Annotated in this window: 21 protein-coding genes; 9 read left to right on the forward strand and 12 right to left on the reverse strand. The window is 73.2% G+C overall.

Going from position 1 to position 24,591, the window contains the following annotated elements:
* Positions 1–75 precede the first annotated feature (75 nt).
* The gene (locus BN6_RS36740; protein WP_148303156.1) at positions 76–993 is read left to right on the forward strand and encodes a hypothetical protein; all 918 of its coding nucleotides are present in this window, start codon (positions 76–78) and stop codon (positions 991–993) included.
* A gap of 28 nt (positions 994–1,021) precedes the next feature.
* Here the strand turns inward: BN6_RS36740 and BN6_RS36745 are convergent, their stop codons facing one another.
* From BN6_RS36745 to ahcY, 3 genes are all read right to left on the reverse strand, one after another.
* Positions 1,022–1,588, reverse strand: coding sequence for a DUF2510 domain-containing protein (locus BN6_RS36745; protein WP_015104939.1), 567 nt, complete (start codon positions 1,586–1,588; stop codon positions 1,022–1,024).
* Between the two features lie 4 nt (positions 1,589–1,592).
* Complete coding sequence (locus BN6_RS36750; protein ID WP_015104940.1) at positions 1,593–2,930, reverse strand: DUF4041 domain-containing protein; 1,338 nt, start codon at positions 2,928–2,930, stop codon at positions 1,593–1,595.
* Positions 2,931–3,057: 127 nt separating this feature from the next.
* The gene (gene ahcY / locus BN6_RS36755) at positions 3,058–4,521 is read right to left on the reverse strand and encodes an adenosylhomocysteinase (protein WP_015104941.1); all 1,464 of its coding nucleotides are present in this window, start codon (positions 4,519–4,521) and stop codon (positions 3,058–3,060) included.
* 128 nt (positions 4,522–4,649) lie between these two features.
* Here ahcY and BN6_RS36760 point away from each other — a divergent pair, with 128 nt between their 5' ends.
* Both BN6_RS36760 and BN6_RS36765 read left to right on the forward strand, forming a co-directional pair.
* The gene (locus BN6_RS36760; RefSeq protein WP_041315407.1) at positions 4,650–7,037 is read left to right on the forward strand and encodes a hypothetical protein; all 2,388 of its coding nucleotides are present in this window, start codon (positions 4,650–4,652) and stop codon (positions 7,035–7,037) included.
* 150 nt (positions 7,038–7,187) lie between these two features.
* On the forward strand, positions 7,188–7,565 hold the full coding sequence (locus BN6_RS36765; RefSeq protein WP_015104943.1) for a helix-turn-helix domain-containing protein: 378 nt from the start codon (positions 7,188–7,190) through the stop codon (positions 7,563–7,565).
* Here BN6_RS36765 and BN6_RS36770 read toward each other — a convergent pair.
* The gene (locus BN6_RS36770; RefSeq protein WP_041315409.1) at positions 7,481–8,743 is read right to left on the reverse strand and encodes a glutamate mutase L; all 1,263 of its coding nucleotides are present in this window, start codon (positions 8,741–8,743) and stop codon (positions 7,481–7,483) included. The genes BN6_RS36765 and BN6_RS36770 overlap by 85 nt on opposite strands.
* Positions 8,744–8,934: 191 nt before the next feature.
* On the opposite strand from BN6_RS36770, the gene BN6_RS36775 reads away from it, so the two are divergent.
* Positions 8,935–10,458 carry an amino acid permease gene (locus tag BN6_RS36775; protein ID WP_015104945.1) on the forward strand — a complete coding sequence of 508 codons (1,524 nt, stop codon included), beginning with the start codon at positions 8,935–8,937 and terminating at the stop codon, positions 10,456–10,458.
* Positions 10,459–10,505: 47 nt separating this feature from the next.
* Here BN6_RS36775 and BN6_RS36780 read toward each other — a convergent pair whose 3' ends face one another.
* The 6 genes from BN6_RS36780 to BN6_RS36805 all read right to left on the reverse strand — a co-directional run bounded on the left by BN6_RS36780 (position 10,506) and on the right by BN6_RS36805 (position 15,800).
* Positions 10,506–11,426 carry a cation diffusion facilitator family transporter gene (locus tag BN6_RS36780; RefSeq protein WP_015104946.1) on the reverse strand — a complete coding sequence of 307 codons (921 nt, stop codon included), beginning with the start codon at positions 11,424–11,426 and terminating at the stop codon, positions 10,506–10,508.
* Between the two features lie 72 nt (positions 11,427–11,498).
* Positions 11,499–12,710, reverse strand: coding sequence for a mannose-6-phosphate isomerase, class I (gene manA, locus BN6_RS36785; RefSeq protein ID WP_015104947.1), 1,212 nt, complete (start codon positions 12,708–12,710; stop codon positions 11,499–11,501).
* A gap of 13 nt (positions 12,711–12,723) precedes the next feature.
* A complete protein-coding gene (locus BN6_RS36790) occupies positions 12,724–13,800 on the reverse strand; it encodes a phosphoheptose isomerase family protein (protein ID WP_015104948.1) in 1,077 nt (358 codons plus the stop codon).
* A 6-nt stretch (positions 13,801–13,806) separates the two neighbouring features.
* Positions 13,807–14,004 (reverse strand): Trm112 family protein, encoded by a 198-nt coding sequence (locus BN6_RS36795; RefSeq protein WP_041319311.1) that lies wholly within the window; start codon positions 14,002–14,004, stop codon positions 13,807–13,809.
* Positions 14,005–14,009: 5 nt separating this feature from the next.
* Positions 14,010–15,362 (reverse strand): phosphomannomutase/phosphoglucomutase, encoded by a 1,353-nt coding sequence (locus tag BN6_RS36800; RefSeq protein ID WP_015104950.1) that lies wholly within the window; start codon positions 15,360–15,362, stop codon positions 14,010–14,012.
* 78 nt (positions 15,363–15,440) lie between these two features.
* Positions 15,441–15,800 carry a DUF3499 domain-containing protein gene (locus tag BN6_RS36805; protein ID WP_015104951.1) on the reverse strand — a complete coding sequence of 120 codons (360 nt, stop codon included), beginning with the start codon at positions 15,798–15,800 and terminating at the stop codon, positions 15,441–15,443.
* A 126-nt stretch (positions 15,801–15,926) separates the two neighbouring features.
* Here BN6_RS36805 and BN6_RS36810 point away from each other — a divergent pair, with 126 nt between their 5' ends.
* Positions 15,927–16,373: a metallopeptidase family protein gene (locus BN6_RS36810; RefSeq protein ID WP_015104952.1), complete on the forward strand. Its 447-nt coding sequence runs from the start codon at positions 15,927–15,929 to the stop codon at positions 16,371–16,373.
* A gap of 320 nt (positions 16,374–16,693) precedes the next feature.
* Here the strand turns inward: BN6_RS36810 and BN6_RS36815 are convergent, their stop codons facing one another.
* On the reverse strand, positions 16,694–20,026 hold the full coding sequence (locus BN6_RS36815; RefSeq protein ID WP_231904840.1) for a glycosyltransferase: 3,333 nt from the start codon (positions 20,024–20,026) through the stop codon (positions 16,694–16,696).
* Between the two features lie 108 nt (positions 20,027–20,134).
* Positions 20,135–20,443: a WhiB family transcriptional regulator gene (locus BN6_RS36820; protein ID WP_041315414.1), complete on the reverse strand. Its 309-nt coding sequence runs from the start codon at positions 20,441–20,443 to the stop codon at positions 20,135–20,137.
* Positions 20,444–20,714: 271 nt separating this feature from the next.
* Between BN6_RS36820 and BN6_RS36825 the strand changes: the two genes are divergently transcribed.
* The 4 genes from BN6_RS36825 (at position 20,715) to BN6_RS36840 (ending at position 24,519) form a co-directional block, all read left to right on the forward strand.
* The gene (locus BN6_RS36825) at positions 20,715–21,470 is read left to right on the forward strand and encodes a site-2 protease family protein (RefSeq protein WP_041315416.1); all 756 of its coding nucleotides are present in this window, start codon (positions 20,715–20,717) and stop codon (positions 21,468–21,470) included.
* Between the two features lie 121 nt (positions 21,471–21,591).
* On the forward strand, positions 21,592–22,557 hold the full coding sequence (gene cofD / locus BN6_RS36830) for a 2-phospho-L-lactate transferase (protein ID WP_015104956.1): 966 nt from the start codon (positions 21,592–21,594) through the stop codon (positions 22,555–22,557).
* Positions 22,550–23,983 carry a coenzyme F420-0:L-glutamate ligase gene (locus BN6_RS36835; RefSeq protein WP_015104957.1) on the forward strand — a complete coding sequence of 478 codons (1,434 nt, stop codon included), beginning with the start codon at positions 22,550–22,552 and terminating at the stop codon, positions 23,981–23,983. Before cofD ends, BN6_RS36835 begins: the two co-directional genes overlap by 8 nt.
* Entirely contained in the window at positions 23,980–24,519 is a 540-nt protein-coding gene (locus BN6_RS36840) for an NUDIX hydrolase (protein WP_015104958.1), read from the forward strand. The genes BN6_RS36835 and BN6_RS36840 overlap by 4 nt, the downstream gene beginning before the upstream one ends.
* The last annotated feature ends 72 nt before the right edge of the window (positions 24,520–24,591 follow it).

Genomic DNA, 24,591 nt, shown 5'->3' on the forward strand with positions numbered 1-24,591 from the left:
CGCGCACGAAAGGGTGGTGCCGCGGTGACCGCGGATTCCGGGCCGGTTGACCAGCCGGTGGGCCACCCCCCTGGCTTGCCCAGCGCCCTGGCCGAGACGCTGCGCTACGGCCCGTTCCACCGCGCCCTGCACGACGCCATCGCCCACCGCGGGCTGTCCCTGGCCCGGCTGCGGGCGCACCTGGAGCAGCAGGGCGTGCAGGTCGGCCAGTCGACCCTGAGCTACTGGCAGCGCGGACTGCGCCATCCCGAAGTGCCCCGGGCGATCGCGACCGTGCGGGCGCTGGAGACCGTGCTGCGGCTGCCGGTGGACTCGCTGGTCACGCTGGTCGGCAACCGCCCGCAGCCCCGGCTGCCCCGGCCGGCGTTCACCGAGCTGGCCAACGCGTGGGTGCAGACGGTGCCGCTGCTGGCCGAGTTCGAAGCCGTGCCGGAGAGCGCGCGGGCCAACGCCGACCTCGAAGTGCTGTCCGTGCACGACACCGTGCTCATCGGGGTGCAGCGGGAGCAGCGCTCGATCACCACGCGGCTGGTCGTGCGGGCGCTGCGCACCGGACCGGACCGATACCTGGCCGTGCACCAGGGCGACGAGGGGTCAGTGATCGACAACGCCCTGGTAAGACCCGCGGAGGGGTGCCGGCAGGGGCGGCTGCGGCGGCAGAGCGCGTCCCGGGGGCTGGCGTTCGAGCTGCTCTTCGACCGGCGGCTCTCCGAGGGCGAGGAGCACGTCTTCAGCTTCACCGTGGTGGACGACACCGGCGGCCCGACCCCCGGCCACCACCGCACGTTCCGCGAACCGTGCCGCGGCTACCTGCTGCAACTGGCCTGCAACCGGCGAACCCTGCCCGCCCGGTGCACCAAGCAGTTCCGGGTGGACACCGGCGCGACACCGGTGGACGTGGAGGAGCTGGTGTGCGGCCTGGGCGGCGTGGTCAGCGCCTACTTCACCGACGTCGGACCGGGCATGGCCGGCATCGGCGTGGAGTGGAACTGACCCTCGGGCGACCGACCGGCCGGCCACCTCAGACGATGTCGAGGCGCGGCGCGGCCGACGCCGCCTGCGCGGCGTGCGCGACGGCCTGGGCGTCCTCGACCCGCCCCACGCGCACCGACATGGCCGGCACCGCCCGCTTCGTCGGCTTGGTCGTGTAGACCGTGAACGCCTTCGAGGCCCGGTCGTAGAAGACGCCCTTCGCCTGGTTCCAGTCGACCTCCACGAACTGCCGGCGCAGCACCCCGACGAACAGGAACAACAGCCGGCGGTCGGTGCAGGCGAGCACCCCGAAGCCCTCCCCCTGGGCGGCGGTCAGCGCGAGCACCCGCTCCTCCGGGCGCAGGTGGCCGGCCAGGAGGTGCACCTCCTTCATCGACCCCGTCAGCGCACCCCGCACGCGGTCCAGCGCCGCCGCGATGTCGGGCCGCAACGCCAGCACGGCCGGTTCCGGCGGCGCAGCGGCCACCGGCTCGGCCACCGCCACCCGGCGCACGGCGGTGTGGAACGTCCACCGCCCGCCGTCCCAGTAGCGGACCAGCGAGTCGTCGAGCGGATCGGGCAGCCACGCGGGCGGCCGCACGGGCGACTGGGTCATCGCCTCACTCCTCCCCGTCGTCGGACAGGTCGCCGTCACCGTCCGCCGCCAGGGCCGCGACCGCCGACGCCTGACCGCGCCGACCCGACTCCGACGCGCGCCACTCGACGGCCTCGACGGCCTCGGTGAACTCCAGGACGTGGTCCTCGCCCAGGCCGACGAGCAGGTCTTTCACCTCGGCGGGCGAGGCGTAGAAGAACTCCCGGCGCGCGTTGACCAGGTTCACCCGCTTGTGCGCCAACCGCTGGTGGAGCGCGGTCTCCAGCGCGACGGCGTCCTTGGAGAAGAACAGGGCGTGCGTGTCGAACCGGAACGGCACCGACGCGTCCCCGAGTTCGCGCACGCGGTCCATCGGCTCCAGCCGGCGGGTCATACCGATCTTGACCACGTCGGGGCCGAACGCGCCGATGTTCGAGATGACGTACACGTACCCGGCCCGGACGTTCGCGGCCTGCTGCTCGACGCCCTCGATCGCCCGGTCGACCTTGTCGAGCTCGGCCTGCGCCCGGCCCAGCCCCTCCAGGTCGCCGTTCGCGGTCAGCTTCGCGACCACGGTCGCGTAGTGCGCCCGCTCCTTGGCCAGCCGCGCCCGCTCCCGTTCGATCTCGCGCACCACCTTGGCCTCCTCGCGCAGCCGGGCGCGCTCCTCACGGGCCTGCTCGCGCTCGTGCTCGGCCTTGACCAGGTGGTCGGCGGTCAGGTCGATCTCGGCCAGCCGGAGCCGGTGGTAGTCGGCGGAGATGGCGATGCCCATCGCCGTGCCGAGCTTGCCGATCGTGGTCCGGGTGGTGGTGAGCCTGGTCTTCACCGACTCGCGGGTGTGCGGCTTCACCGAGCGCACCGCGTTGTCGGCTTCGGCGTTGTAGGCGCGCAGCATCAGCTTGGCCATGTCCCGGCCGAGCCGCTGCCCCTCCTTCACCGAGCCGTTCACCGCCCAGTTCACCTGGCTGGTGACGGCGTCGGCCTTGGCGGCGGCCTTGATCCGCTGCTTCAGCTCGGCCAGCGCGTCCTTGTACGCGAGCACGTCGTCCAGCGGGTGCGCGTACTCGTAGACGCCGACCTCCTGGAGCAACGCCAGCTCACGCGTCTCGACCAGGCCGGACTGCACCGCCGCGAGCTCGGCGGTCAGCTGCCGCCGTGACGCCCCGAGGGCCTCGTACGTCGCCTTCGACTTCTCGACGGCGGCCCGCAAGTCGCGCAGCTCGGCCTCCAGCGCCGGGGTGCCCGCGCCCCTGAGCTGCCCCACCCAGCCGCGCAGTTCGGCGATGGTGCCGTGCGCCGCCACCAGTTGCTGGTGGAGCGCCGCCGCCTCCGCGTTCTCCCTGTTCCCGAACAACGCCACGCCCTGCCCCCTTTGTGCCACGCGGTGTGCACAGAAGATCGCGGCGATCGATTGCGGTGTTACGAATCAGGGGGCGGACAGCGGAACGGGCCGGTGCGTCGCCGCACCGGCCCGTTCGGGAAAAGCGTCAGTAGCGGTAGTGCTCCGGCTTGTACGGGCCTTCGACGTCCACGTCGATGTACTCGGCCTGGTCCTTGGAGAGCTTGGTGAGCTTGCCGCCCAGCGCGTCGAGGTGGATCCGCGCGACCTTCTCGTCCAGCTTCTTCGGCAGGCGGTACACCTCCTTGTCGTACTCCTGGTACTTGGTGAACAGCTCGACCTGCGCGATCACCTGGTTGGAGAACGAGTTCGACATCACGAAGCTCGGGTGGCCGGTCGCGTTGCCCAGGTTGAGCAGGCGGCCCTCGGACAGCACCAGGATCGACTTGCCGTCCGGGAACACCCACTCGTCGACCTGCGGCTTGATGTTGATCCGCCGGATGCCGGGGTAGCGCTGGAGGCCGGCCATGTCGATCTCGTTGTCGAAGTGGCCGATGTTGCCCACGATCGCCTGGTGCTTCATCGCGGCCATGTGCTCGATGCGCACGACGTCCTTGTTGCCGGTCGTCGTGATGATGATGTCGGCCCGGCCCAGCACGTCCTCCAGCACCTGGACGTCGTAGCCGTCCATGGCCGCCTGGAGGGCGCAGATCGGGTCGATCTCGGTCACGATGATCCGCGCGCCCTGGCCGCGCAGCGACTCCGCCGCGCCCTTGCCGACGTCGCCGTAACCGCAGATGACCGCGACCTTGCCGCCCATCAGCACGTCGGTGCCGCGGTTGATGCCGTCGATCAGCGAGTGCCGGATGCCGTACCGGTTGTCGAACTTCGACTTGGTGACCGCGTCGTTGACGTTGATCGCCGGGAACAGCAGGTTGCCCGCCGCCGCCAGCTGGTAGAGCCGCATGACGCCGGTCGTGGTCTCCTCGGTCACGCCGCGGATGCCCTCGGCGATCTTGGTCCACTTGCCGTTGTCCGCCGCCAGCGACTTGCGCAGCGTCTCCAGGACGAGCTGCCACTCCTCGGAGTCGTTCTCGTCCGCGGGCGGCACGACGCCGGCCTTCTCGTACTCGGCGCCCTTGTGCACGAGCAGCGTCGCGTCACCGCCGTCGTCCAGGATCATGTTCGGGCCGCCGCCGTCGGGCCAGGTCAGCATGGACTCGGCGGTCCACCAGTACTCCTCCAGCGTCTCGCCCTTCCAGGCGAACACCGGGACGCCCTGGGGCTCCTCGGGAGTGCCGTGGGGGCCGACGACGACCGCGGCCGCGGCGTGGTCCTGGGTGGAGAAGATGTTGCACGAGGCCCAGCGGACTTCGGCGCCGAGCGAGACGAGCGTCTCGATCAGCACGGCGGTCTGCACCGTCATGTGCAGCGAGCCGGAGACTCGCGCCCCCTTCAAGGGGTAGACCTCGGAGTACTCGCGCCGCAGCGCCATCAGGCCGGGCATCTCGTGCTCGGCCAGGCGGATCTCCTTGCGGCCGAACTCAGCCAGGGAGAGGTCGGCGACGGCGAAATCGATGCCGTTGCGGTTCTGGAGCCTCTCGGCGGTCATCGCGGGTTCCTCCAAGTTCGGGGTTCGTCCGACCCTACCGCCCGCCACGCCCGGAACCGGGGTCGCCTGCGACTGGGGTCTTCATGCACCACTATGGCCTGGCTGACGCGAGGTTCGCTGGAGGTTCTGTGCTGATTCCCGGCCCCGACACACGGGTGGTCGAGCTGCGGGTGCACGGTGTCCAGGGCACGACCCCGCAGTCCCTGGTGGACGCGGTGGCGGCGGTGGACGTGGCCGGGGACGGGCTGGGGCGCGTGGTGCGTCCGGCCGATCGGCTTCGGAGACCCGCGCCGGGACCGATGCTCCAGGCGGGTGGCCGGCCGGTCTCCCGCGTGGTCGAGGGCTACGTGTGGGGCGGCATGACCTCCGGCGGCTGGGCCAAGGCGACCTGGGCGCTGCTGTTCCCGTTCTCGCTGGCGAACGTGGCGCACTGGATGCTGCCGCCGGTGCCGACCGGCTCGACGGCCGCGCACCTGCTCGGCGTCGCGCTGCGGTCGCTGCTCCGGTTGGCGGCACTGCTGCTGACCGTGCTGCTGGTCGCCCAGCTCGCGGTGATCAGCCTCGACCTGGTCGCGGCGCAGTGCCTCGCGCCCGGCTCGACGTGCCTGTGGGGTCCGTCGTGGGTGTCGGACGTGCCGTGGGCGCGGACGGTGATCGGGCTCGCGCCGGTCGCGCTGCTGCTCGTGGTGCTGCACCGGGTGTCGGCGGTCGACTGGCGGATCGAGCGCAAGGACGTGCCCGCGTCGGCGATCGGGGCGTCCGGGCTGCCCGGCGCGCACGTGGCGACCGACCCGGACGTGCCCGCGCTGCGGGTGCTGCACCTGGTCGCGGGGCTCGGCGCGGCGGTGGTGATCGGGCTCGGCGGACCGCTGGGGCCGCTGGTCGCACCGGGGTGGCACGGCGTCGCGCTGACCGCGGCGTGGGTGGCCGGCGTCGCGCTGCTGGCGTTCTCCGCGCTGGCCGCGATGCTGCTGGACGACCCGACCGGCGGCGCGCCGCACCGGGGCGGGCGGTGGCTGCGGGCGGTCCTGGCGCGGCGGCCCCGGCGGGTGCTGCTGGCCGTGGCGTGGGCGGTTTTCCTCGGGTCGGCGGCCCTGCTGACCCGGCTGCCGGTGCGGATGCCCGGCGCGGACCTGGCCGTGCAGCTCGTGGCGGCGGCGGTGGCGCTGGTGTGCGCGCTGCTCGCGCTGCTGCTGGTGCCGGCGGCGCTGCTGGCCCGCAAGACGTGGAAGGACCTGCCGCGCGACCTGCGGCCGTGGGCGGGCGGCTGGATGGCCGCGCCCGTGCTGGCGATCGCGGCGCTGCTCGGCGGCGGCTTCGGGGCCGGGGTGGGGTTGACGCTGCGGCGCGTGCTGGGGCACGGCGTGCTGCCGCGCGGGTACGACTACATCGCGCTGCTGTGGGGCGTGGCCGGCGTGTTGGCGTTCGCGGCCGGGATCGCGGTGGTGGCGACGACCGGCGCGGTGCGGTGGAGTTCGCTGCGCCGCGGCAAGGAGTGGGCGCGCGAGGCGTCGCTGCTGCACGCCGGGCGGGCGCGGGACGTGAAGCGGGCGGCGCGGGCGTGGTGGTGGGCGCGCTGGCAGCAGCGGCACAGCCACCACGTGGTGCTGATCGGGGCGTGCGTGCTGGTGGCGGGCGCGGTGCCGGCGGCCGTGCTGCGGCTGCGCGAGGTCGAGCCGCCGGCCTGGTCCCGGCCGTTCGCCGCGCTCGGCGTGGTGGTGCTGGCGGTGTTGGCGCTGGCGCTGCTGCGGGCCGTGTGGCTGGCGGCGCGGCGGCCGGACACCGCGCGGCAGTTGGGGATCCTGGCGGACCTGGCGGCGTTCTGGCCGCGCGAGGCGCACCCCGTGGTGCCGCCCTGCTACGCACTCAAGGTCGTGCCGGAACTGGTGTCGCGGGTGCGCGAGCACCTGGCGGACCCGGGGGTGCGGGTGGTGATCGCCGGGCACTCCCAGGGAAGCCTGCTCGCGGCGGTCGCGGCGGCGCGGCTGTTGGAGGAACTGCCGGCGTCCGACGCGGCGCGGGTCGGCCTGGTGACGGCGGGCTCGCAGTTGCAGTGGGCGTACCCGAGGGCGTTCCCGGCGGTGGTGCCGCACGAGTCGCTGGCCCGGCTGGCCGGCGGACTGGACGGCCGGTGGCGTGCGCTCTGCCGCGGCACGGACCCGCTGGGCGGCGCGGTGACGACGTGGGGCCGCCAGGTGTTCGACGGCATGCTCCTGGGCGTCGGCTTCCTGCCCGACGGCACGACCGGCGCCCTGCCACCGGCGCTGCGCGGACCGACGGGCGCACTCGTGCTCGGCGGCGACCACTGGCTGCCCGACCCCCAACGCGGCCCGTTCCCGGGCCGGCGCTGGGCACCGGGCGTGAACCGGCACAAGGACTACACGTCGGACCCGGAATGGGACCGCGCGGTCGCCATCGCGGCCGGCCTCGAAGACGTGGCCGCACCGCTGTCCCGCCCGGTCCTGCCCACCGCCCGCCAGGCCCCGCTCCGCACACCGGAACCCGAGGCGCTCTAGCCGTCCTCCCGGTCGTGGCCGACGTGCGAGTGGAAGAACGCCACGGCGGCCCCGGCGGCAGCCAACCCACCGAGCACCGCCGCCGCCACGTTGTTCCCGACGAAGCTGGTGCCTAAGGGCGGACCGGCTCGATAAGGGAGAGCAGGGTCGGTGATCCCGCAGCAGCGGCGTCGGCGCGACTTCCTGTCCCACACCGCCGCCGAACGCGTCGCCCGCGTCCTGGCCGAACTCGTCGGCTCCTACGGACGAGAGGAGCGCGGCGGCTGGACCCTCGGAATTCCGCTGACCAAGGTCGAGCTGGCCTCCATCGCCGGGATGAAGCCCCGCACCGCCGAGAAGGCGTTCAGCGACCTGCGCAAGGCCGGCGTCGTGGTCAGCCACTACCGGCGGGACCTCCTGGTGCCCGACCTCGGGAGGCTGTGGGCGTTCGCGGGTCTCGGCGGTCAGCCCAGGTGGGCGGAGAGCAGGCGGTCGGCGGCTTCGGTGCGGCCGGTGTCGGTGAGCAGGCCCGCCGGGGCCAGGACGTAGTCGTGGTCCACGGTGATGGTGGCGGACTTCAAGACCGGGCGGAGGAAGGGGTCGGCGCGGAGGGTGCGTTCGACCTCCGCCACGTCCGGCGCGTGGCGGAACACGCCGCCGGACAGCACCAGGCGGCCCGCGCCCTGCGGGCCCAGGCGGCCGTCGACCAGGCGGAGGTGGCGGCGGGTGGCGAGGACCGCGGCGAGGGCGGCCAGGCGCAGGTCGACGGTCGGGTCGTCGGACAGCCACGTCACGTTCGCCGCCCGGTGCGCGGCTTCCTGGTGCAGCGCAACGGCTTCCGCCTTGTCGACCAGCTTCTCCGCCACGGCCTCCGCGACGATTCCCGGTGCGGACCACCGCATCCCGAGGTCGCCTTCCACCGTGCGGCGGTCCGGCGGTAGCGCGACCGTGCGCTCGACGCCTTCGTCCACCGTGGACACCGCCGAGTACACATCCGTTGTCGCACCGCCGACATCGACCACCAACACCGCGCCTTCACGGTCCTGGGCGGCCAATCTGGACACTCCCCTGAGGACGGCGTCCGGCGTGACCGCCTGGACCAGGTCGCGGAACGCCGTGCCCCGCGACAAGCCCTTGCCGCCGATCACGTGCCGCAGGAACACCTCGCGGATCGCCCGCCGCGCCGGGCCCGGCGCGAGTTCGCCGACGTCGGGCAGGACGTTGTCCGTCGCCACGACCGTGCGCGCGGCCAGCAGGTCCAGCGCCGCCGACCGGGCCTCGACGTTGCCCGCCAGCACGATGGGGCACGCCACGCGGGCCAGTTTCGCCGCGTTGTGCAGCAGGACCGTGCGGTCGCCGCCGTCCGTGCCGCCGACCAGCAGGACCAGGTCCGGTGCCGCCGCGCGCAGCGCGCGCACGCCCGCGCCGTCCAGCGGACCCGCCGACACGTGCACCACCTTCGCGCCCGCCGACAACGCCACCCGGTACCCGGCCTCGGCGCTGACCAGGCGTTCCTGCCCGACCACCGCGAGCCGCAGACCACCGCCGGCCGACGAGCAGGCCAGCACCTCGTCCGCACCGCCCAGCGCCCCGGTCACCGCCGTCACGCCGTCGAGCACCTCGGGCGGCGACGTCGGCCGCTGCGCCGTGCCGAGCAGGTCGCCGGACGAGGACACCAACGCGCCCTTCGTCCAGGTCGAGCCCACGTCCAGGCACAGCACCGTCATGACCGTGCAAACTACCCGAGCCCGTGCACGCGAAGGTGATCCGCGCACCGCGCACCGGTGGTCCAATGGACCGCCGGACGTGCCTGTTCGCCTGGTTGGAGAAGTGCGGCCCGCTCGGGCTCGCCGACCGGTTTCCCGCCGGGCCTCTAGGCTGAACAGCCGTACAACCCTCGACGAGGAGGAGAAGCACCGTGCCGGGGAACGGGCTTTGGCGCACGAAGTCGATCGAGCAGTCGATCGCCGACACCGACGAGCCGGGCACCAAGCTACGCAAAGACCTGACCGCGTGGGACCTGACCGTGTTCGGCGTCGCGGTGGTGATCGGGGCCGGCATCTTCACGCTGACCGCGTCCACCGCCGGCAACCTCGCCGGACCGTCGGTGTCCCTCGCGTTCGTGCTGGCCGCGATCGCCTGCGCGCTGGCCGCCCTGTGCTACGCCGAGTTCGCGTCCACGGTGCCCGTCGCGGGCAGCGCGTACACGTTCTCCTACGCCACCTTCGGCGAGTTCATGGCGTGGATCATCGGCTGGGACCTGGTCCTGGAGTTCGCGGTCGGCGCGGCGGCCGTCGCGAAGGGCTGGTCGCTGTACCTGCAGACCGTGCTGGGGCAGATGGGCCTCGACCTGAAGACCACGGTCGTGATCGGCGGCCTGGAGGTCGACTGGGGCTCGCTGCTGCTGGTGTTCGCGCTGACCGTGCTGCTGGCCGTCGGCACCAAGCTGTCGTCGCGGGTCAGCGCGGTGATCACGGCCGTGAAGGTGGCCGTGGTGCTGCTGGTGATCGTGCTCGGCATCGGGTACATCAAGGCGGCGAACTACAGCCCCTACATCCCGCCGGCCGAGACCGGCGGCACCGCGGGCAGCGGCCTGGAGCAGTCGTTGTTCTCGCTGGTCACCGGGTTCTCGGGGAGCACCTACGGCGTGCTCGGCCTGCTCGCCGCGGCGTCGCTGGTGTTCTTCGCGTTCATCGGCTTCGACGTGGTCGCGACCACCGCCGAGGAGACCCGCAACCCGCAGAAGGCCGTGCCGCGCGGCATCCTGGGCTCGCTCGCGATCGTGACGGTGCTCTACGTCGCGGTGTCGCTGGTGATCACCGGCATGCTGCCCTACGACCGGTTGAAGACCCAGCCGGACGGCAGCCGCGCCACGCTGGCCACGGCGTTCGCGGAGAACGGCGTCGACTGGGCGGCCACGGTCATCTCGGTCGGCGCGCTGGCCGGCCTGACCACGGTCGTGATGGTGCTGATGCTGGGCCAGTCGCGGGTGCTGTTCGCGATGTCGCGCGACGGCCTGCTGCCGCGCGGCCTGGCCAAGACCGGCAGCCGCGGCACGCCGGTCCGGATCACCCTCGGCATCGGCGTGCTGGTCGCCATCGCGGCGGGCTTCTTCCCGGCGGGCAAGCTGGAGGAGATGGTCAACGTCGGCACGCTGTTCGCGTTCGTGCTGGTGTCGGCGGGCGTCCTGGTGCTCCGCAAGACCCGGCCGGACCTGGAACGCGGCTTCCGGGTGCCGCTGGTGCCGCTGGTCCCGATCCTGGCGATCATCTCGTGCGTCTGGCTGATGCTCAACCTGACCGCGCTGACCTGGGTCCGGTTCCTGGCGTGGATGGCGCTGGGCGTGGTCGTGTACTTCGCCTACAGCCGGCGGAACTCCCTGCTGGGCAAGCGGAACGGAGCGACCGCCACCCCGCTGGTGAAGCCCGACGAGGTGCCGTAGCGGACAAGGGTGACGAGTCGGCTTGCACCGACTCGTCACCCTCTCGCCTACGCCTTGGGGGCCGTGCGGTCGAGGTCGGGCTCCAGGTAGATCAGGCGGGCGGCCGGGACCTTGTTGCGGACGCGTTGCTCCGCGTCGTCGATCGCCTGCGCGACCTCCGCCGCCGCCAGGCCCGGGTTGAGGGCGATCTTCGCGGCCACCAGCAGCTCGTCCGGGCCGATGTACTGGGTGCGGATGTGGATCACCCGCTGCACCTTGCCCGCCGCCAGCTCGTCCACGATCGTGTCCAGCTCGACGGGCGACGCGCCCTCGCCGATCAGCAGCGACTTCATCTCGATGATCAGGATGATCGCGATGACGCCGAGCAGCACGCCGATGCAGATGGTGCCGATGGCGTCCCACACCGGGTCGCCGGTCACCGTCGACAGGCCGACGCCCATCAGCGCCAGCACCAGGCCGAACAACGCGCCCGCGTCCTCCAGCAGCACCACCGGCAGCTCGGGCACCTTCGACTGGCGGATGAACTGCCACCAGGTCGCGTCGCCCTTGATCAGCTTCGACTCGGTGATCGCGGTCTTGAAGCTGTAGGTCTCCAGGCCGATCGCGACCACCAGGATGACCACCGCGACCAGCGGGGAGGACAGCTCCTCGTGCGACTCCAGCTTGTGGATGCCCTCGTAGAGCGCGAACACCGACCCCAGGCTGAACAGCAGCAGCGCCACGACGAACGAGTAGAAGTACCGGTCCCGGCCGAACCCGAACGGGTGATTCAGGGTGGCCTTGCGCCGGGACGTCTTCTGGCCGAGCAGCAGCAGGCCCTGGTTGGAGGTGTCCGCGACCGAGTGCACCGCCTCGGCCAGCATCGACGACGACCCCGTCACCAGGAAGCCGACGAACTTGGCCACCGCGATCCCGGCGTTGGCCACCAGCGCGGCGATGATGGCCTTCGTACCGCCCCCAGCTGACACGGTTGCTCCCTCATCCAAAGTCCGATTTGTCGGAGTGATCCGGTTGCCGCGGATGACCCTAGTGGGCTGACCCTAATCGGTGCCCGCCGTCGCGCGGAAAAGGCGCGTCGGCTCGTCCGCTGTGACCACCACCGCCGGGTCCGACGCCGGCAGCCACACCGAGTGGCCGCGCTCCACCAGCAGCGTCGCGCCGGAGGAGTTCGCCAGCCGCGCGCGCCCCTGCGCGACCAGCAGGATCTGCGGTCCGGAGTGGTCGACCCGCAGCTGCGCGCCCGCGTCCAGCTCCAGCCGGGACAGCTCGAACTCGGGGCTCGGCGTGCGGTAGGTCCACAGGCCGGGCGCGGTCCGCTCGCCGGTCTGCACCGGCATGTCGCCGCACGCGAAGTCCAGCACCCGCATCAGCTCGGGCACGTCCACGTGCTTGGGGGTCAGGCCGCAGCGCAGCACGTTGTCCGAGTTCGCCAGGATCTCCACGCCGGTGCCGTGCAGGTAGGCGTGCAGGTTGCCGGCCGGCAGGTAGATCGCCTCGCCGGGCCGCAGGACCAGCCGGTTGAGCAGCAGCGCGGCCAGCACGCCCGCGTCACCCGGGTACGCCTCGCCCAGCTCCAGGACCGTGCGGCACTCCAGGTCGAAGTCGCCGTGGGCCTTCACGTGCAGCACGCACGCGTCCAGGACCTGCGGCAGCAGGGCGTCCAGCGCGGTCTGCGGGAGCGTGATCAGGGTGGTGAACAGGGCCCGCAGCCCGCTCTCGTCCGGCTGGGCGGCCAGCAGCTCGGTGTACGGGGCGAAGTCCGGGGCCTCCAGCGACCGCAGCAGCGCCACGGTCCGGTCCGGCGCGCGGAACCCGGCCAGCGCGTGGAACTCGGTCAGCGCGCAGACCAGCTCCGGCTTGGCCGACGGGTCCTTGTAGTTGCGCACCGACGAGTCCATCGGCAGGCCCGCCGCCTCCTCGGCGGCGAACCCCCGCGCGGCCTGCTCGGCCGACGGGTGCGCCTGAAGGCTCAGCGGCTCGTCCGCCGCCAGCACCTTGAGCAGGAACGGGAGCCTGCTGCCCCAGCGGTCGGCGCCCCGCGCCCCGAGCTGGCCGACCGGGTCCTCGACGAGCAGGTCCAGCAACGAGCGTTCGCCGTCCGGGCGGAGCACCCGGGACGGGTCGCCCGGGTGGGCGCCCATCCACAGCTCCGCCTCGGGGTGGGGGGCCGGCACCTCCCTCCCGAGGAGCTCGGCGATGGCCGTGCGCGATCCCCACGCGTACGCCCGCACCGCGTTGTGCAGCAGTTCCACAGCCAGATTCCCCTCACACGGCCGGCGCGTAGAGCCCCGGACCGCCCAGCGTTCCCGCCGCCAGGCCCAGGTACAGCGCCGCCAGTTCGAACCGCAGCGCGAGCAGCGCGGCACACACCGCGTCGCCGCCGGTCACTTCCTCGGCCGGTTCGAGCACGTCGGCTCCCGGCAAGGTCTCCATCGCGGACCGCCGCGCGAACTCCGCCCGCCGGCCCTGCCGCACGGCCAGCAGCAGCACGCGCACCAGCCCGTCCTGCTCGTCGTCGGGGTCGGCGAAGATGTCCGCGCCGGAGGTGCCCCGCACGGCCCGGCGGTGCAGCACCGACTTGGTCAGCGCCTGCGGGTAGCCGGCGACGTCGCTGACCAGCCCCGCGTAACAGGCCAGCACGCCCGCGCCGTGCCCGGCGACCGCCGTGGCCGGGTCGTCCAGACCCCACAGCAGCGGGGTCCGGTCGGCGACCCGCAGCGCCAGCGACTTCGCCGGGTTCACGAACGACTCGTGCATCGGGTGGTCGCGCTCGGCCTCCCGGTCCAGCTCGTCGGCGATGAGCTGGACGTCCACGTCGAGCAGGCGCAGCGCGTTGAGCGCCAGCAGCCACGCGGCGAACCCCCGCGCGAAGCCGAAGCCCTGCGGCACCGGCACGCGCGGCGGGATGAGCAGCGCGTGCTGCGCGGCCGACGCGGCCACCGGACCCTCGGCCTCGGCGGTCAGCAGCACCCGCGCGCCCCGCCGGGCCACCCGGTCCACCGCTTCGGCGAGCAGCACGTCACCGGGGTCCTCGGTGTGCGCGAGGACCACGTCCAGCGCGCCCACCCAGCTCGGCACGTCGTCGGCCACCACCACCGGCACCGGGCACCGCGGCCCGAGCAGGGCGGTCACCAGCTTCGCCACCGACTCGCCCACACCGGGCCGGGTGACCAGCACCAGCGCCCGGGGCCGGTCCTGCAGGACCCGCCGCAGACCGAGGTCCTCGGCCGCCTCGGCGGTGGCCCGGACCTGCGCGCCGGCCCGTGCGGCGGCCCGCAGCAGGCCGCCGGTGTCGGCGTCCAGGAGGCGGGACTGGTCGTCCAAGAGGCTGTCGTCGAGCACCGGAGCTCACCCCGCCGTCGGCGCGACAGCCTCGTCCAGCAGGAGCACCGGGATGCCCTCCCGGACCGGGAACGACCGTCCGCACGCGGTGCAGGTCAGGAAGTCGGCCTGCGGGTCCTCGGCGGTGCCCGGTGTCAGCGGCGCGTGCTCGGGGCACGGACAGGCCAGGATCTCCAGCAACTTGGCGTCGAGTCGGACGACCACGGTGTTCATCCCCTCACGATCGCCAGGACCTCGTCGCGCAGCGCCGCGACCGAGGCCGCGTCGGCGGCTTCGACGTTCAGCCGCAGCAGCGGCTCGGTGTTGGAGGCCCGCAGGTTGAACCACGAGCCGTCGGGCAGCCCGACGGTGAGACCGTCCAGCTCGTCCAGCGTGACACCCTCGCGCCCGCCGAACTCCGCCTTGATGGCCGCCAGCCTGCCCGCCTGGTCGGCCACCGTCGAGTTGATCTCGCCGGACGCGGCGTAGCGCGAGTAGTCGGCGGTGAGCGCGGACAGCGGACCGTCCTGCTCGCCCAGCGCGGCCAGCACGTGCAGCGCGGCCAACATGCCCGTGTCGGCCCGCCAGAAGTCGCGGAAGTAGTAGTGCGCGGAGTGCTCGCCGCCGAAGATGGCGCCGGTCCGGGCCATCTCCTCCTTGATGAACGAGTGGCCCACCCGGGTCCGGACCGGGTTGCCGCCGTGCTCGCGGACGATCTCCGGCACGCCGTGCGAGGTGATCAGGTTGTGGATGATCGTGCCGCCGGGGTCCTTGGCCAGCTCGCGCACGGCGACCAGGGCGGTGATGGCGGAGGGCGAGACCGGCTCGCCGCGCTCGTCCACCACGAAGCAGCGGTCCGCGTCGCCGTCGAACGCGACACCGGCGTCCGCCCCCTCCGTGCGCACCCGCGCCTGGAGGTCGACGATGTTCTTCGGGTCCAGCGGGTTGGCCTCGTGGTTCGGGAAGCTGCCGTCCAGCTCGAAGTACATCGGGATGACCTCGATGGGCAGCCCGTCGAACACCGACGGCACCGTGTGCCCGCCCATGCCGTTACCCGCGTCCACCACGATCTTCAACGGCCGCGAGCCCGACAGGTCGACCAGTTCCCGCAGGTAGGCGGCGTACTCGGTGAGCATGTCGCGCTCGGAGACAGACCCGAGGGCGACCGCGTCCGCATCCGCCACACCCTGCTCCACATCGGCGCGGATCTGCCCCAGCCCGGTGTCCTGCCCCACGGGCGCGGCACCGGCGCGGCAGAGCTTGATGCCGTTGTACTGCGCCGGGTTGTGCGAGGCGGTGAACATCGCGCCCGGCAGGTCGAGCTTGCCGGAGGCGAAGTAGAGCATGTCGGTGCTGGCCAGGCCGATGTTGACCACGTCGACGCCCTGGCGCGTGACGCCCTCGGCGAACGCGGCGGCGAGACCGGGCGAGGACTCGCGCATGTCGTGGCCGATGACCACGGCGGGGCCGCCGACCAGCCGCGCGAACGCCGCGCCGAACTCGCGGACGACCTCCGCGTCAAGCTGTTCCCCGACGACACCGCGGATGTCGTAAGCCTTGACGATGCCGGACAGATCGCGCACAGCCACACTCCCGGTTTGGCTCTTGACGTGGGCGTCGAAAGCCTACCGGCGCTCGCTCACGAGCCGTGCTCGGTACGTTCAGTCGTCGTTCGGATCTGGCAGAACCCGCAGGTGACCACGCCTGACCGTGCCCGCGGGCACATCCGGCGGGTCCACCGGCCGGTCGGCCCGGCCCGCCTCCCGCACGGCCTCGGCCAGCGCCGTCAGGTCGTCCACGGTGGGTTCGGGGGCCCGGAACTCGCCCTGGTAGCGGACGACCTCCCAGCCGCGCGGCGCGGTGAGCCGCAGGGCGTGCTCCTCGCACAGGTCGTAGCTGTGCGGTTCGGAGTAGGTGGCCAGGGGCCCGACGACCGCCGTGGAGTCCGCATAGGCGTACGTGAGCGTGGCGACTGCCGGGTTAGCGCACCCGGTTCGCGAGCACCGTCTCACGCTCCGCACGGCGGGGACGATATCGCGTCGCGGCTGAGGTGTGTTGGATTACCTCCGGCGCGGCGGTCGAGTTCGGCAACTGCGCAGGTCGCCGACAGCCTGTCGCCCCCGCCAACTACCCTCTACCCCGTGGTGATGGCCAGAGGTTCGCGACGACAGGGCAACCCGCGCCGACGCAACCGCGACCGTCACGGCCGAGGACTGCGCGGCCCGCTCTACCCGGCGACCCTGCCGGCGGCGCGGAGCCGGGCGGAGCGGTTCGACGCGCTGGTGCTGGAAGCCCTGGAGCCCATCGAAGCCCGGTGGCGCACGGAGCTGACGCAGCTCGACGTAGCCGTGGACGACGTGCCGGACGTGCAGGCGGCGGCCGAGGACGGGGACATCGTAGAAGACGGCAACGTCCCCCTGGCCCGCCTCCTACCAGCGGGAACAGACCGTAGGGCGAGAATCGTCCTCTACCGCCGCCCCCTCGAAGCCCGAGCGAAGGACGGCGCGGACCTGGCCGACCTGGTGCACGACGTACTGGTCGAACAGGTGGCCAACTACCTGGGCCTGGACCCCGACGTGATCGACGGCGAATAACCCCCTACGCCACCGCACACACACACCCAGCACCCCCCAGCACCCCCTCACGCAGGCCACGAACACACCCGTCGAGCTGCGCTTCCTCCCGTATGGCCTGCCCGCAGGGAACCGCAGGTGTCAAGGGGATCACCGCACCACCAACCCCGACGTCACCAGATCCCCTTGACGCCTGTGGTTGTCTTTGACCAGGCCATACGGGAGGAAGCGACGCTCTTCCTCCCCGGCGGCCTGCCGCGCGGCGAGCGCCGCTCTTGCTCTTTCTTCTTTGCTCTTCCCCCGCGACTCACCACCGCCCGCGACTCACCACCGCCCGCGACTCACCGCCGACGCGACGGAACAGCCGTCAGCACCGTGAACAGCGCAGCCGCCGCCTGAACCAGCAACAACAGTTCACGCAACGTTCCCGAAGCCTCCACCCGCACTTCCGACGCCGAGGCCGGCACCGGCACCCCGACCAGGTGTCCCCAGGCCCGGACCACGGCCACCGCGCGGCCGTCCACCACCGCGTTCCAGCCCGGCTCCTCCTCGGCCGCCACCACGAGCAGCCGCCCCTCCGGCCCCTCGGACACCCGGACTCCCACCTCGGGCGGTCCGGCCTCCACCGGGGCCATCCCCGGCACGCCCAGCGAATCGGGCGGGTTCCCGCCGGTCCGGGCCCGTCGGGCCAGCTCCGGCGACAGCAGCACCGCGTTGCCCGCCGCCAGCTGCACCCGCAGCACCGGCCGGCCGTCCGACATCGGCGGCGCGACGGCCACCAGGTCGCCCACCGCGTCGCGCAACCGCTGGGCCGCCGCACGGTCGGGCACCACCACGAACGCCACCCCCGACGCCGCGGCCTGCGCCAACGCGAGCTTCGCCGAGTCCGCCGCCCCGGACACCAGGTCCCGGCTCCACCTCTCCAACCGCGAGGCGCTGGTCACCACCGGCACAAGATCGTCATCCCCGAACACCGGCAACCTCCCGGCCACCTGCCGCGTCGGCTCTCTACCCCCCACCCCCTCAGCCCCATCCCCCTCAGCCCCATCCCCGACAACCCCATCCCCCAGAGCCCCATCCCCCAGAGCCCCAGCTCCCACGCCACCAAGCACCAGCACCGAACGACCAGTACGCGGCAACTCCTGCTCCACCGTCGACGGCAACCGCGCCGCCGAAGCCGTCAACGGCCCCGACCGCAGCCCGACGAACCCCAGGCAGGCCATCCCGACCACCCCGACCACGCCCACCACCCCCACCACCCGCGCCCACGGCACCGGCACCGCGTCCCGCCGGCACGCCGCCAGGACCACCCACAGCAGCCCCCACGACGCCATGACCAGCGGCGCTCCGGTCCAGCCGTGCGACGACGCGCCCCCGACCAGCGGCGTGACCGACACCGTCCGCAGCACGATCACCGCGAAGCCCGCCAGCACCACCACCGCCACCCCGGGCACCATCGCCCGGGACGGCCGGGTCGCCAATGCCCCCAGCGCGAACAGCACCACCAGCACCCCGACGAACTCCACCGCCCCCGGCCCGCCGGGGCGCAGGGTCAGCAAATCGACCACGTCGACCTGCGGGTTCTCCAGGTACGCGCCGACCCCGTGCAGCACCACGGACGGGTTCTGCAACACCACCGCCGGCCACGGCAGCAGCAACGCCATGGGCAGCAGGACCACGGTGAACAGCCCCGCCACCCGTCGCCGCCCGTCGCCTTCCCGCCCGGGAACCGCGACGAACCCGACCAGCGCGCCCAGCACCACCACCGCGTGCATCAACGGCGAGAACGCGCCCATCGCCGCCACCGCGAGCGCCGTCCCCGACGCCACCGGCAGCCAGGAGGCCGCGCTGCCGCCGCGCAACACCGCCGCCACGCCGGCGAACACCAGCGGCGCGAGGACGTGCACGACGACGACGTCCAGCCGCCCCTGCCCGACAGCGGCGGTGGCCGCGGGCACCAGCCCGTAGGCCGCCGCGACCACCGCGCGCACCGGCCGTCGGACCGGCAACCGCCGGGAGGCCAGGTACGCGGCCAGGCCGGCCAGCGGCGCGTCACCGATGAACAGCACCGCGACCAGCGCCGGCGGCCCGCCGAACAACACCCCCACCGTGCCGAGCACGGCCAGCGCCGCCGGCGCGGGCGCGGTGGTCCCGCCACCCACCGAGTGCCACGAGGCCAGGTAGGACGACCAGGTCGCCCCCAGGTCCTGCACCGGCAGGAGCCGCCCGCCCGACAGGTCGAGCCCGATCCGCCCGGCGTTCGCCAGGATCCCGAACACCGCCAGCCCGAGGACCAGCAGCAGCGGCGGCCCGAGGACCAGCGACCACAACATCCGGGTCCGGTCGACCTCGACGAACACCACCGCGGGTGCTCCCCCGCGCGGCGACGGCGACGGACGTGGCCGCGGCGAGGGCCGCAAGGTGCCCGGCAGCGACGCCTCGACCGGCACCGCGGTCGCCGGCAACCGCAACCCGCCCGTCACCCGGACGGGTCGTCTCCGGGACAGCACGCCGGACGGCAGCGCGGACGGGCCGACCACCCGACGCTCCACTTCGGACGGTGGCGACCAGACCGCCGGCCGCACGTCGTCCTCGGGCAACCTGCCCAGCGCGGCGTCCGCCTCGACCCGCCGCCGGATCAGGTACGCCGACGCGCTCCCGATCGCGTTGCGCAGGCGGGTGATCCGACTGGTGAACAGTCCACGAACGACACCCCTCACCGGCCGCGCGGCCCGGCCCGCGCGCAGCCGCGCGCGTCCGCCGAGCAGGTACCCGACCGCGCCGAGTTCCGCGTGGGCGTCGCCGAACCGCCGCACCACGACGAAGCCCAGCGCCCGCGCCAGGCCGAGCAGCACCACCCTCGGCAGCCCGACGACGAACGACACCGTGCCGCAGTTCACCAGGAACGTGCGCAGCCCATGCGCCCGGTCGACCCCACGCAGCGCCGGACCGGGCCGCGCGGCCACGGCGTCCAACCGCCGCACCCCGCGCGCGACCGCGCGCGCGTGCCGCATCCGCGCGACGGGCACCGACAGCACGAGGTGGCCGGCCAGGTTGACCCGCCAGCCGAAGTCGATGTCGTCGCGCAGCAACGGGAGCCGCCGGTCGTAACCGTCCAGCGACTCCCACACCTCGCGCCGGATCAGCGACCCGGCCGACGGTACCGCCAACGCCTCGGTGCTCTGCTCGAACGAGCCGGACCACGCGGCCGCCACACCGCCGATGCCGGTCTGCCGGTGCCCCGACGAGTCCGTCGACACCCCCGCTTCCACCACCAGCCGCGGGTCGGTCCAGTCCAGGCCCAGCGGACCGAGCACCGCCGCGGACGGCGACACCTCGGCCGCCGTGAGCAGCAGTGACAGGCAATCCGGTTCGGGCGCGCAGTCGTCGTGCAGCAACCACAGCCACGCGCCCGGATCGCCCCACCGCTCCACGGCGTGCGCCACCGCCGCGTGCACCGCTTCCGCGAAGCCGGTGCCGCGGGGCAGCGTGAGCACGCCGTCTATCACCCGATCGGGACCTTCGGACGCCTCCGCCAGCAGCTTCGGCGTGCGGTCCAGCGAGCCCGTGTCGACCGCGATCACGTGCCGCGGTCGGGGCCGCTGCCTGCGCAGCGCGGACAACGCCGTGCCCAGCCACTGATCCCCGTCGTGGCACACCAGGACAGCCAGCACGGGCGCAGTGCGCAGCCGTGGAGTGGCACCGCTCGTCAACTGCCGCTCCCTGTTCGTCCGACTACGCCGTGGAACTCCCACGGTAAGCCGGCGCGATCACGAAGCGGATCACACGGCGCGCTTTTTGAGCTTCCTCCGCTCGCGTTCGGACAGCCCGCCCCAAATGCCGAAGCGCTCGTCGTGCTGCAAGGCGTACTCCAGGCATTCGGAGCGCACCTCGCAACCCAGACAGATCCGCTTGGCCTCCCTGGTGGAGCCGCCCTTCTCGGGGAAGAACGCCTCGGGGTCGGTCTGCGCGCACAAGGCGCGCTCCTGCCAGTCCTGCTCATCGGTCGCGTCGAACAGATCGATCAACGCCGCCGGCTCCCTTGCCGGTGCGTCCCCGTCCACGTTGCGACCCCCGTCGAATTCCTGCATACCGTCCGCCTCCTCGCCTTCCGCTCTCCCCGGTTGGCGGACACCACTCGCCGTCCCCACAACGACGAATGACACCGATGTGATTACACCTGGGTCACAACACCCGGTCAAGCCGAGTCCACAGGACGGGGGATATTCGCGCGGTTGGCCGCAAAACCCTTGACTAGCAGCACAGACGGTGATTCAGGCGACACACCGAGCGACAACCGCTGCGCGGATGGCCCAGAACAGCCCCTATGAGCCACCGGATCGGGGAGGCCACACTGGAAGGGTGAAGCGATCAGCGGTGCGACCGAGTCCACTGTTCCTCAGCCTGCTCGCGGTGACGGTGGCAGGCGCCGTGCTGACCCTGTTCGACGACTCCACGCCGCTGGTGACCACCGGCACCGTGCTGCTCGTCCTCGGCGGCTGGGCGGTTTCGCTGTGCCTGCACGAGTTCGGGCACGCCATCGTGGCCTACCGCGGCGGCGACCACGCGGTGAAGGCCAAGGGCTACCTGACGCTGGACATCCGCCGCTACACCGACCCGATCATGTCCATCGTGCTGCCGCTGGTGCTGCTCGCGTTCGGCGGAATCCCGCTGCCCGGCGGCGCGGTCTGGATCAACCACCACGCGTTGCGCAACAAGCGCGTCGAGTCGCTGGTGTCGCTGGCCGGGCCGTTGAGCAACCTGGTGCTGGGCGCGCTGCTGAGCCTGTCGGTGCTGCTGTTCGACCCGCCCGCCGGGCTGGCCGAGGCGCTGTCCTACCTGGCGCTGTTGCAGGTCTTCGCGTTCGTGCTGAACATCCTGCCGATCCCCGGACTGGACGGCTGGGGCGTGATCGAGCCGTTCATGTCCTACCAGGCGCAGCAGTTCGGCGCGAAGGCCCGGCCGTGGGCCCCGCTGGTGCTGTTCGCCGTGCTGATCGGGTTCCCGACCATCGCGCGGGTGTTCTTCCAGCTCGCCGACGCGGCGTTCGGCCTGGTCGGCGGTGACCCGTGGCTCGCCGGCTTCGGGCAGGACACGTTCATGTTCTGGCGGAAGTAGGCCGTCGCGGGCGTCGGGCGGACCGCCCGGCGTCAAGACGGTGTGTGGTGGCGCGGCGTCGGACGACGTTGCGGCGGACCGGGTACCCGGGTGTCCGCACCCGGTGGGAGGATTGCGACCCGTGAAGGTTGTCGTACTGGTGGGCGGGGTCGGCGGGGCGCGTTTCCTGGTCGGCCTCAAGGCGTTGCTGAGCGCGCCCGGACACGAGATCACCGCGGTGGTGAACACCGGGGACGACGTGTGGATGCACGGGCTTCGGATCACCCCCGACCTGGACACCTGCATGTACACCCTGGGCGGCGGCATCGACGTCGAGCGCGGCTGGGGCCGGTCCGGCGAGTCGTGGACGGTGAAGGAGGAGCTCGCCGCGTACGGGGCCGAGCCGTCCTGGTTCGGGCTCGGCGACCGGGACATCGCGACGCACCTGGTGCGCACCCGGATGCTCCGCGCGGGCTACCCCCTCTCGGCCGTCGTCGAGGCGCTGTGCGACCGCTGGCGGCCCGGGGTGCGGCTGCTGCCGATGTCCGACGACCGGGTGGAGACCCACGTCGTGGTCGAGGACGGCGACCAGACCCGCGCGATCCACTTCCAGGAGTGGTGGGTCAAGCACCGGGCCGGGCTGCCCGCGCGGTCGTTCGCGTCGGTCGGCGCGGACACCGCCACGGCCGGCCCCGGCGTGCTGGACGCCCTGCTGGAGGCCGACGCGGTGCTGATCGCGCCGTCGAACCCGGTGGTGAGCGTCGGCACGATTTTGAACGTCCCCGGCGTCCGGGACGCGCTGCGCAAGACCGAGGCGGGCGTGGTCGGCCTGTCCCCGATCGTCGGAGGCAAGCCGCTGCGCGGGATGGCCGACGCCTGCCTGACCGCGATCGGCGTGGAGACCTCCGCCGAGGCCGTCGGCCGGCACTACGGCTCGCGCAAGACCACCGACAAGGGCGTGCTGGACGGCTGGCTGGTGCACACCGGCGACCGCTGCGACGTGCCCGGCGTGGCCGTGCGCGCGGTGCCGCTGCTGATGTCCGATGTGGACGCCACCGCCGCCATGGCCCGCGCCGCGCTGGAACTCGCGGGAGTCCCGGTTGCCTGAGTCCAACCCTCGCTCCCCCCACTCACCCGAACAGCACAACCCCCGCTCCTCCTACTCCCCCGAGCAGGACACCGCTTCGCGCCCTACCCCGCCCGGTGACCACGCCGCACCCGGTTCGCTCGTGGTGCGGCCCGTCACGGGGCTGCCCGAGTTCCGGCCCGGCGACGACCTGGCCGGCGCGCTGGCCGCCGCCGCGCCGTGGCTGGCCGACGGCGACGTCGTCGTGGTGACCAGCAAGGTGCTGTCCAAAGTGGAGGGACGCCTGGTCCGGGTGCCCGCCGACCCGGACGAGCGGGACGAGGTCCGGCGCGCCCACGTGGAATCCGAGGCGGTCCGCGTGGTGGCCCGCCGGGGTCGGACGCTGATCACCGAGAACAAGCTCGGCATCGTGCAAGCGGCGTCCGGCGTGGACGCCTCGAACGTCGCGGGCGACGAGATCGCGCTGCTGCCGGTCGACCCGGACGGCTCCGCCGCCGCGCTGCGCGCCGCGGTGAAGGCCGCGCTCGGCGTCGACGTGGCCGTGCTCGTCACCGACACCATGGGCCGGGCGTGGCGGGTCGGCCAGACCGACGCGGCGATCGGCGCGGCCGGCCTGGCCGTGCTGCACCGCTACGCCGGCGCGGTCGACGGCCAGGGCAACGAGCTGGTGGTCACCGAGGTCGCGGTGGCCGACGAGATCGCCGCCGCCGCCGACCTGGTCAAGGGCAAGCTCGGCGCGGTCCCGGTGGCCGTGGTGCGCGGGCTCGCGGTGACCGACGACGGTTCGACGGCCCGCGACCTGGTCCGCCCCGGCGCCGACGACATGTTCCGCCTGGGCGTGGCGGAGGCCGTCGCGCAGGGCCGGGCCGAGGCGGTGCTGGTGCGCCGCTCGGTGCGCTCGTTCACCGACGAGCCCGTCGACACCGCCGCGTTGCGCCGTGCCGTGGGCGCGGCCCTGACCGCCCCCGCGCCGCACCACACCCGCCCGGTGCGGTTCGTGCACCTGAAGGCGCGGCGGACGGCGCTGCTGGCCGCCATGCGCGAGCGGTGGGCGTCCGACCTGCGTGGCGACGGCTTCACCGCCGAGCAGATCACCCGGCGGCTGGCGCGCGGCGACTTCCTGCGCGACGCACCGGAGGTCGTCCTGCCGTTCCTGGTCGCCGAGGGCGCGCACGCCTACCCGGACGCGGCGCGGGCGGCGGCCGAGCACACCATGTTCACCATCGCCGGCGGTGCGGCCGTGCAGGGCCTGCTGGTGGCGCTCGCCGCCGAGGACCTGGGCTCGTGCTGGGTGTCGTCCACGATCTTCTGCGCCGACGTGGTCCGCGAGGTGCTGGACCTGCCGCCGTCGTGGGAACCGCTGGGCGCGGTCGCCGTGGGGCACCCCGCCGAGCCGCTGACGCCCCGCCCGCCCCGCGCTCTGGACGAAGGGTTCCTCGAACTGTGAGCCTGCACGCCGACGCCACGTCGGTCCTGACCAACTGGCGTCCCGGTGACCACGGGCAGGAGGCCCTGCGCCAGGCGTACCTGGGCTTCCTCGCCGCGCGCGAGGACGGGTGCCGGCGCTCCTGCGAACCCGGTCACCTCACCGCGTCGGCCCTGGTGCTGGACGCGACCGGGGAGCGGACCCTGCTCACGCTGCACCCGAGGGTGGGCCGGTGGCTCCAGCTCGGCGGGCACTGCGAGCCGTCCGACGAGACGCTGGCCGGCGCGGCGCTGCGCGAGGCGACCGAGGAGTCCGGGATCCGGGGCCTGCGCATCGAGCCGACCCCGATCCACCTGGACGTCCACCCGATCACCTGCTCGCTGGGCGTGCCGACGCGGCACTTCGACGTGCGGTTCCTGGTGCGCGCGCCGGTCAACGCGCGTGCGACGCGCAGCGCCGAGTCCGTCGACCTCCAGTGGTGGCCGCTCGACGCGATGCCCTCCAACGTCGACGACCTGTGCCCGATGATCGAAGCCGCCTTGGCCCGCCTCCGCTGATCGGCCTCAGCCGTCGCCTTCCAAGCCCTCGCCTCCAGCGGAGCCGCTCGGTCCTCGCCGCTCAGCGAAGTC

Origin of the sequence: Saccharothrix espanaensis DSM 44229, assembly GCF_000328705.1 — a bacterium.
GTDB classification, from domain to species: domain Bacteria; phylum Actinomycetota; class Actinomycetes; order Mycobacteriales; family Pseudonocardiaceae; genus Actinosynnema; species Actinosynnema espanaense.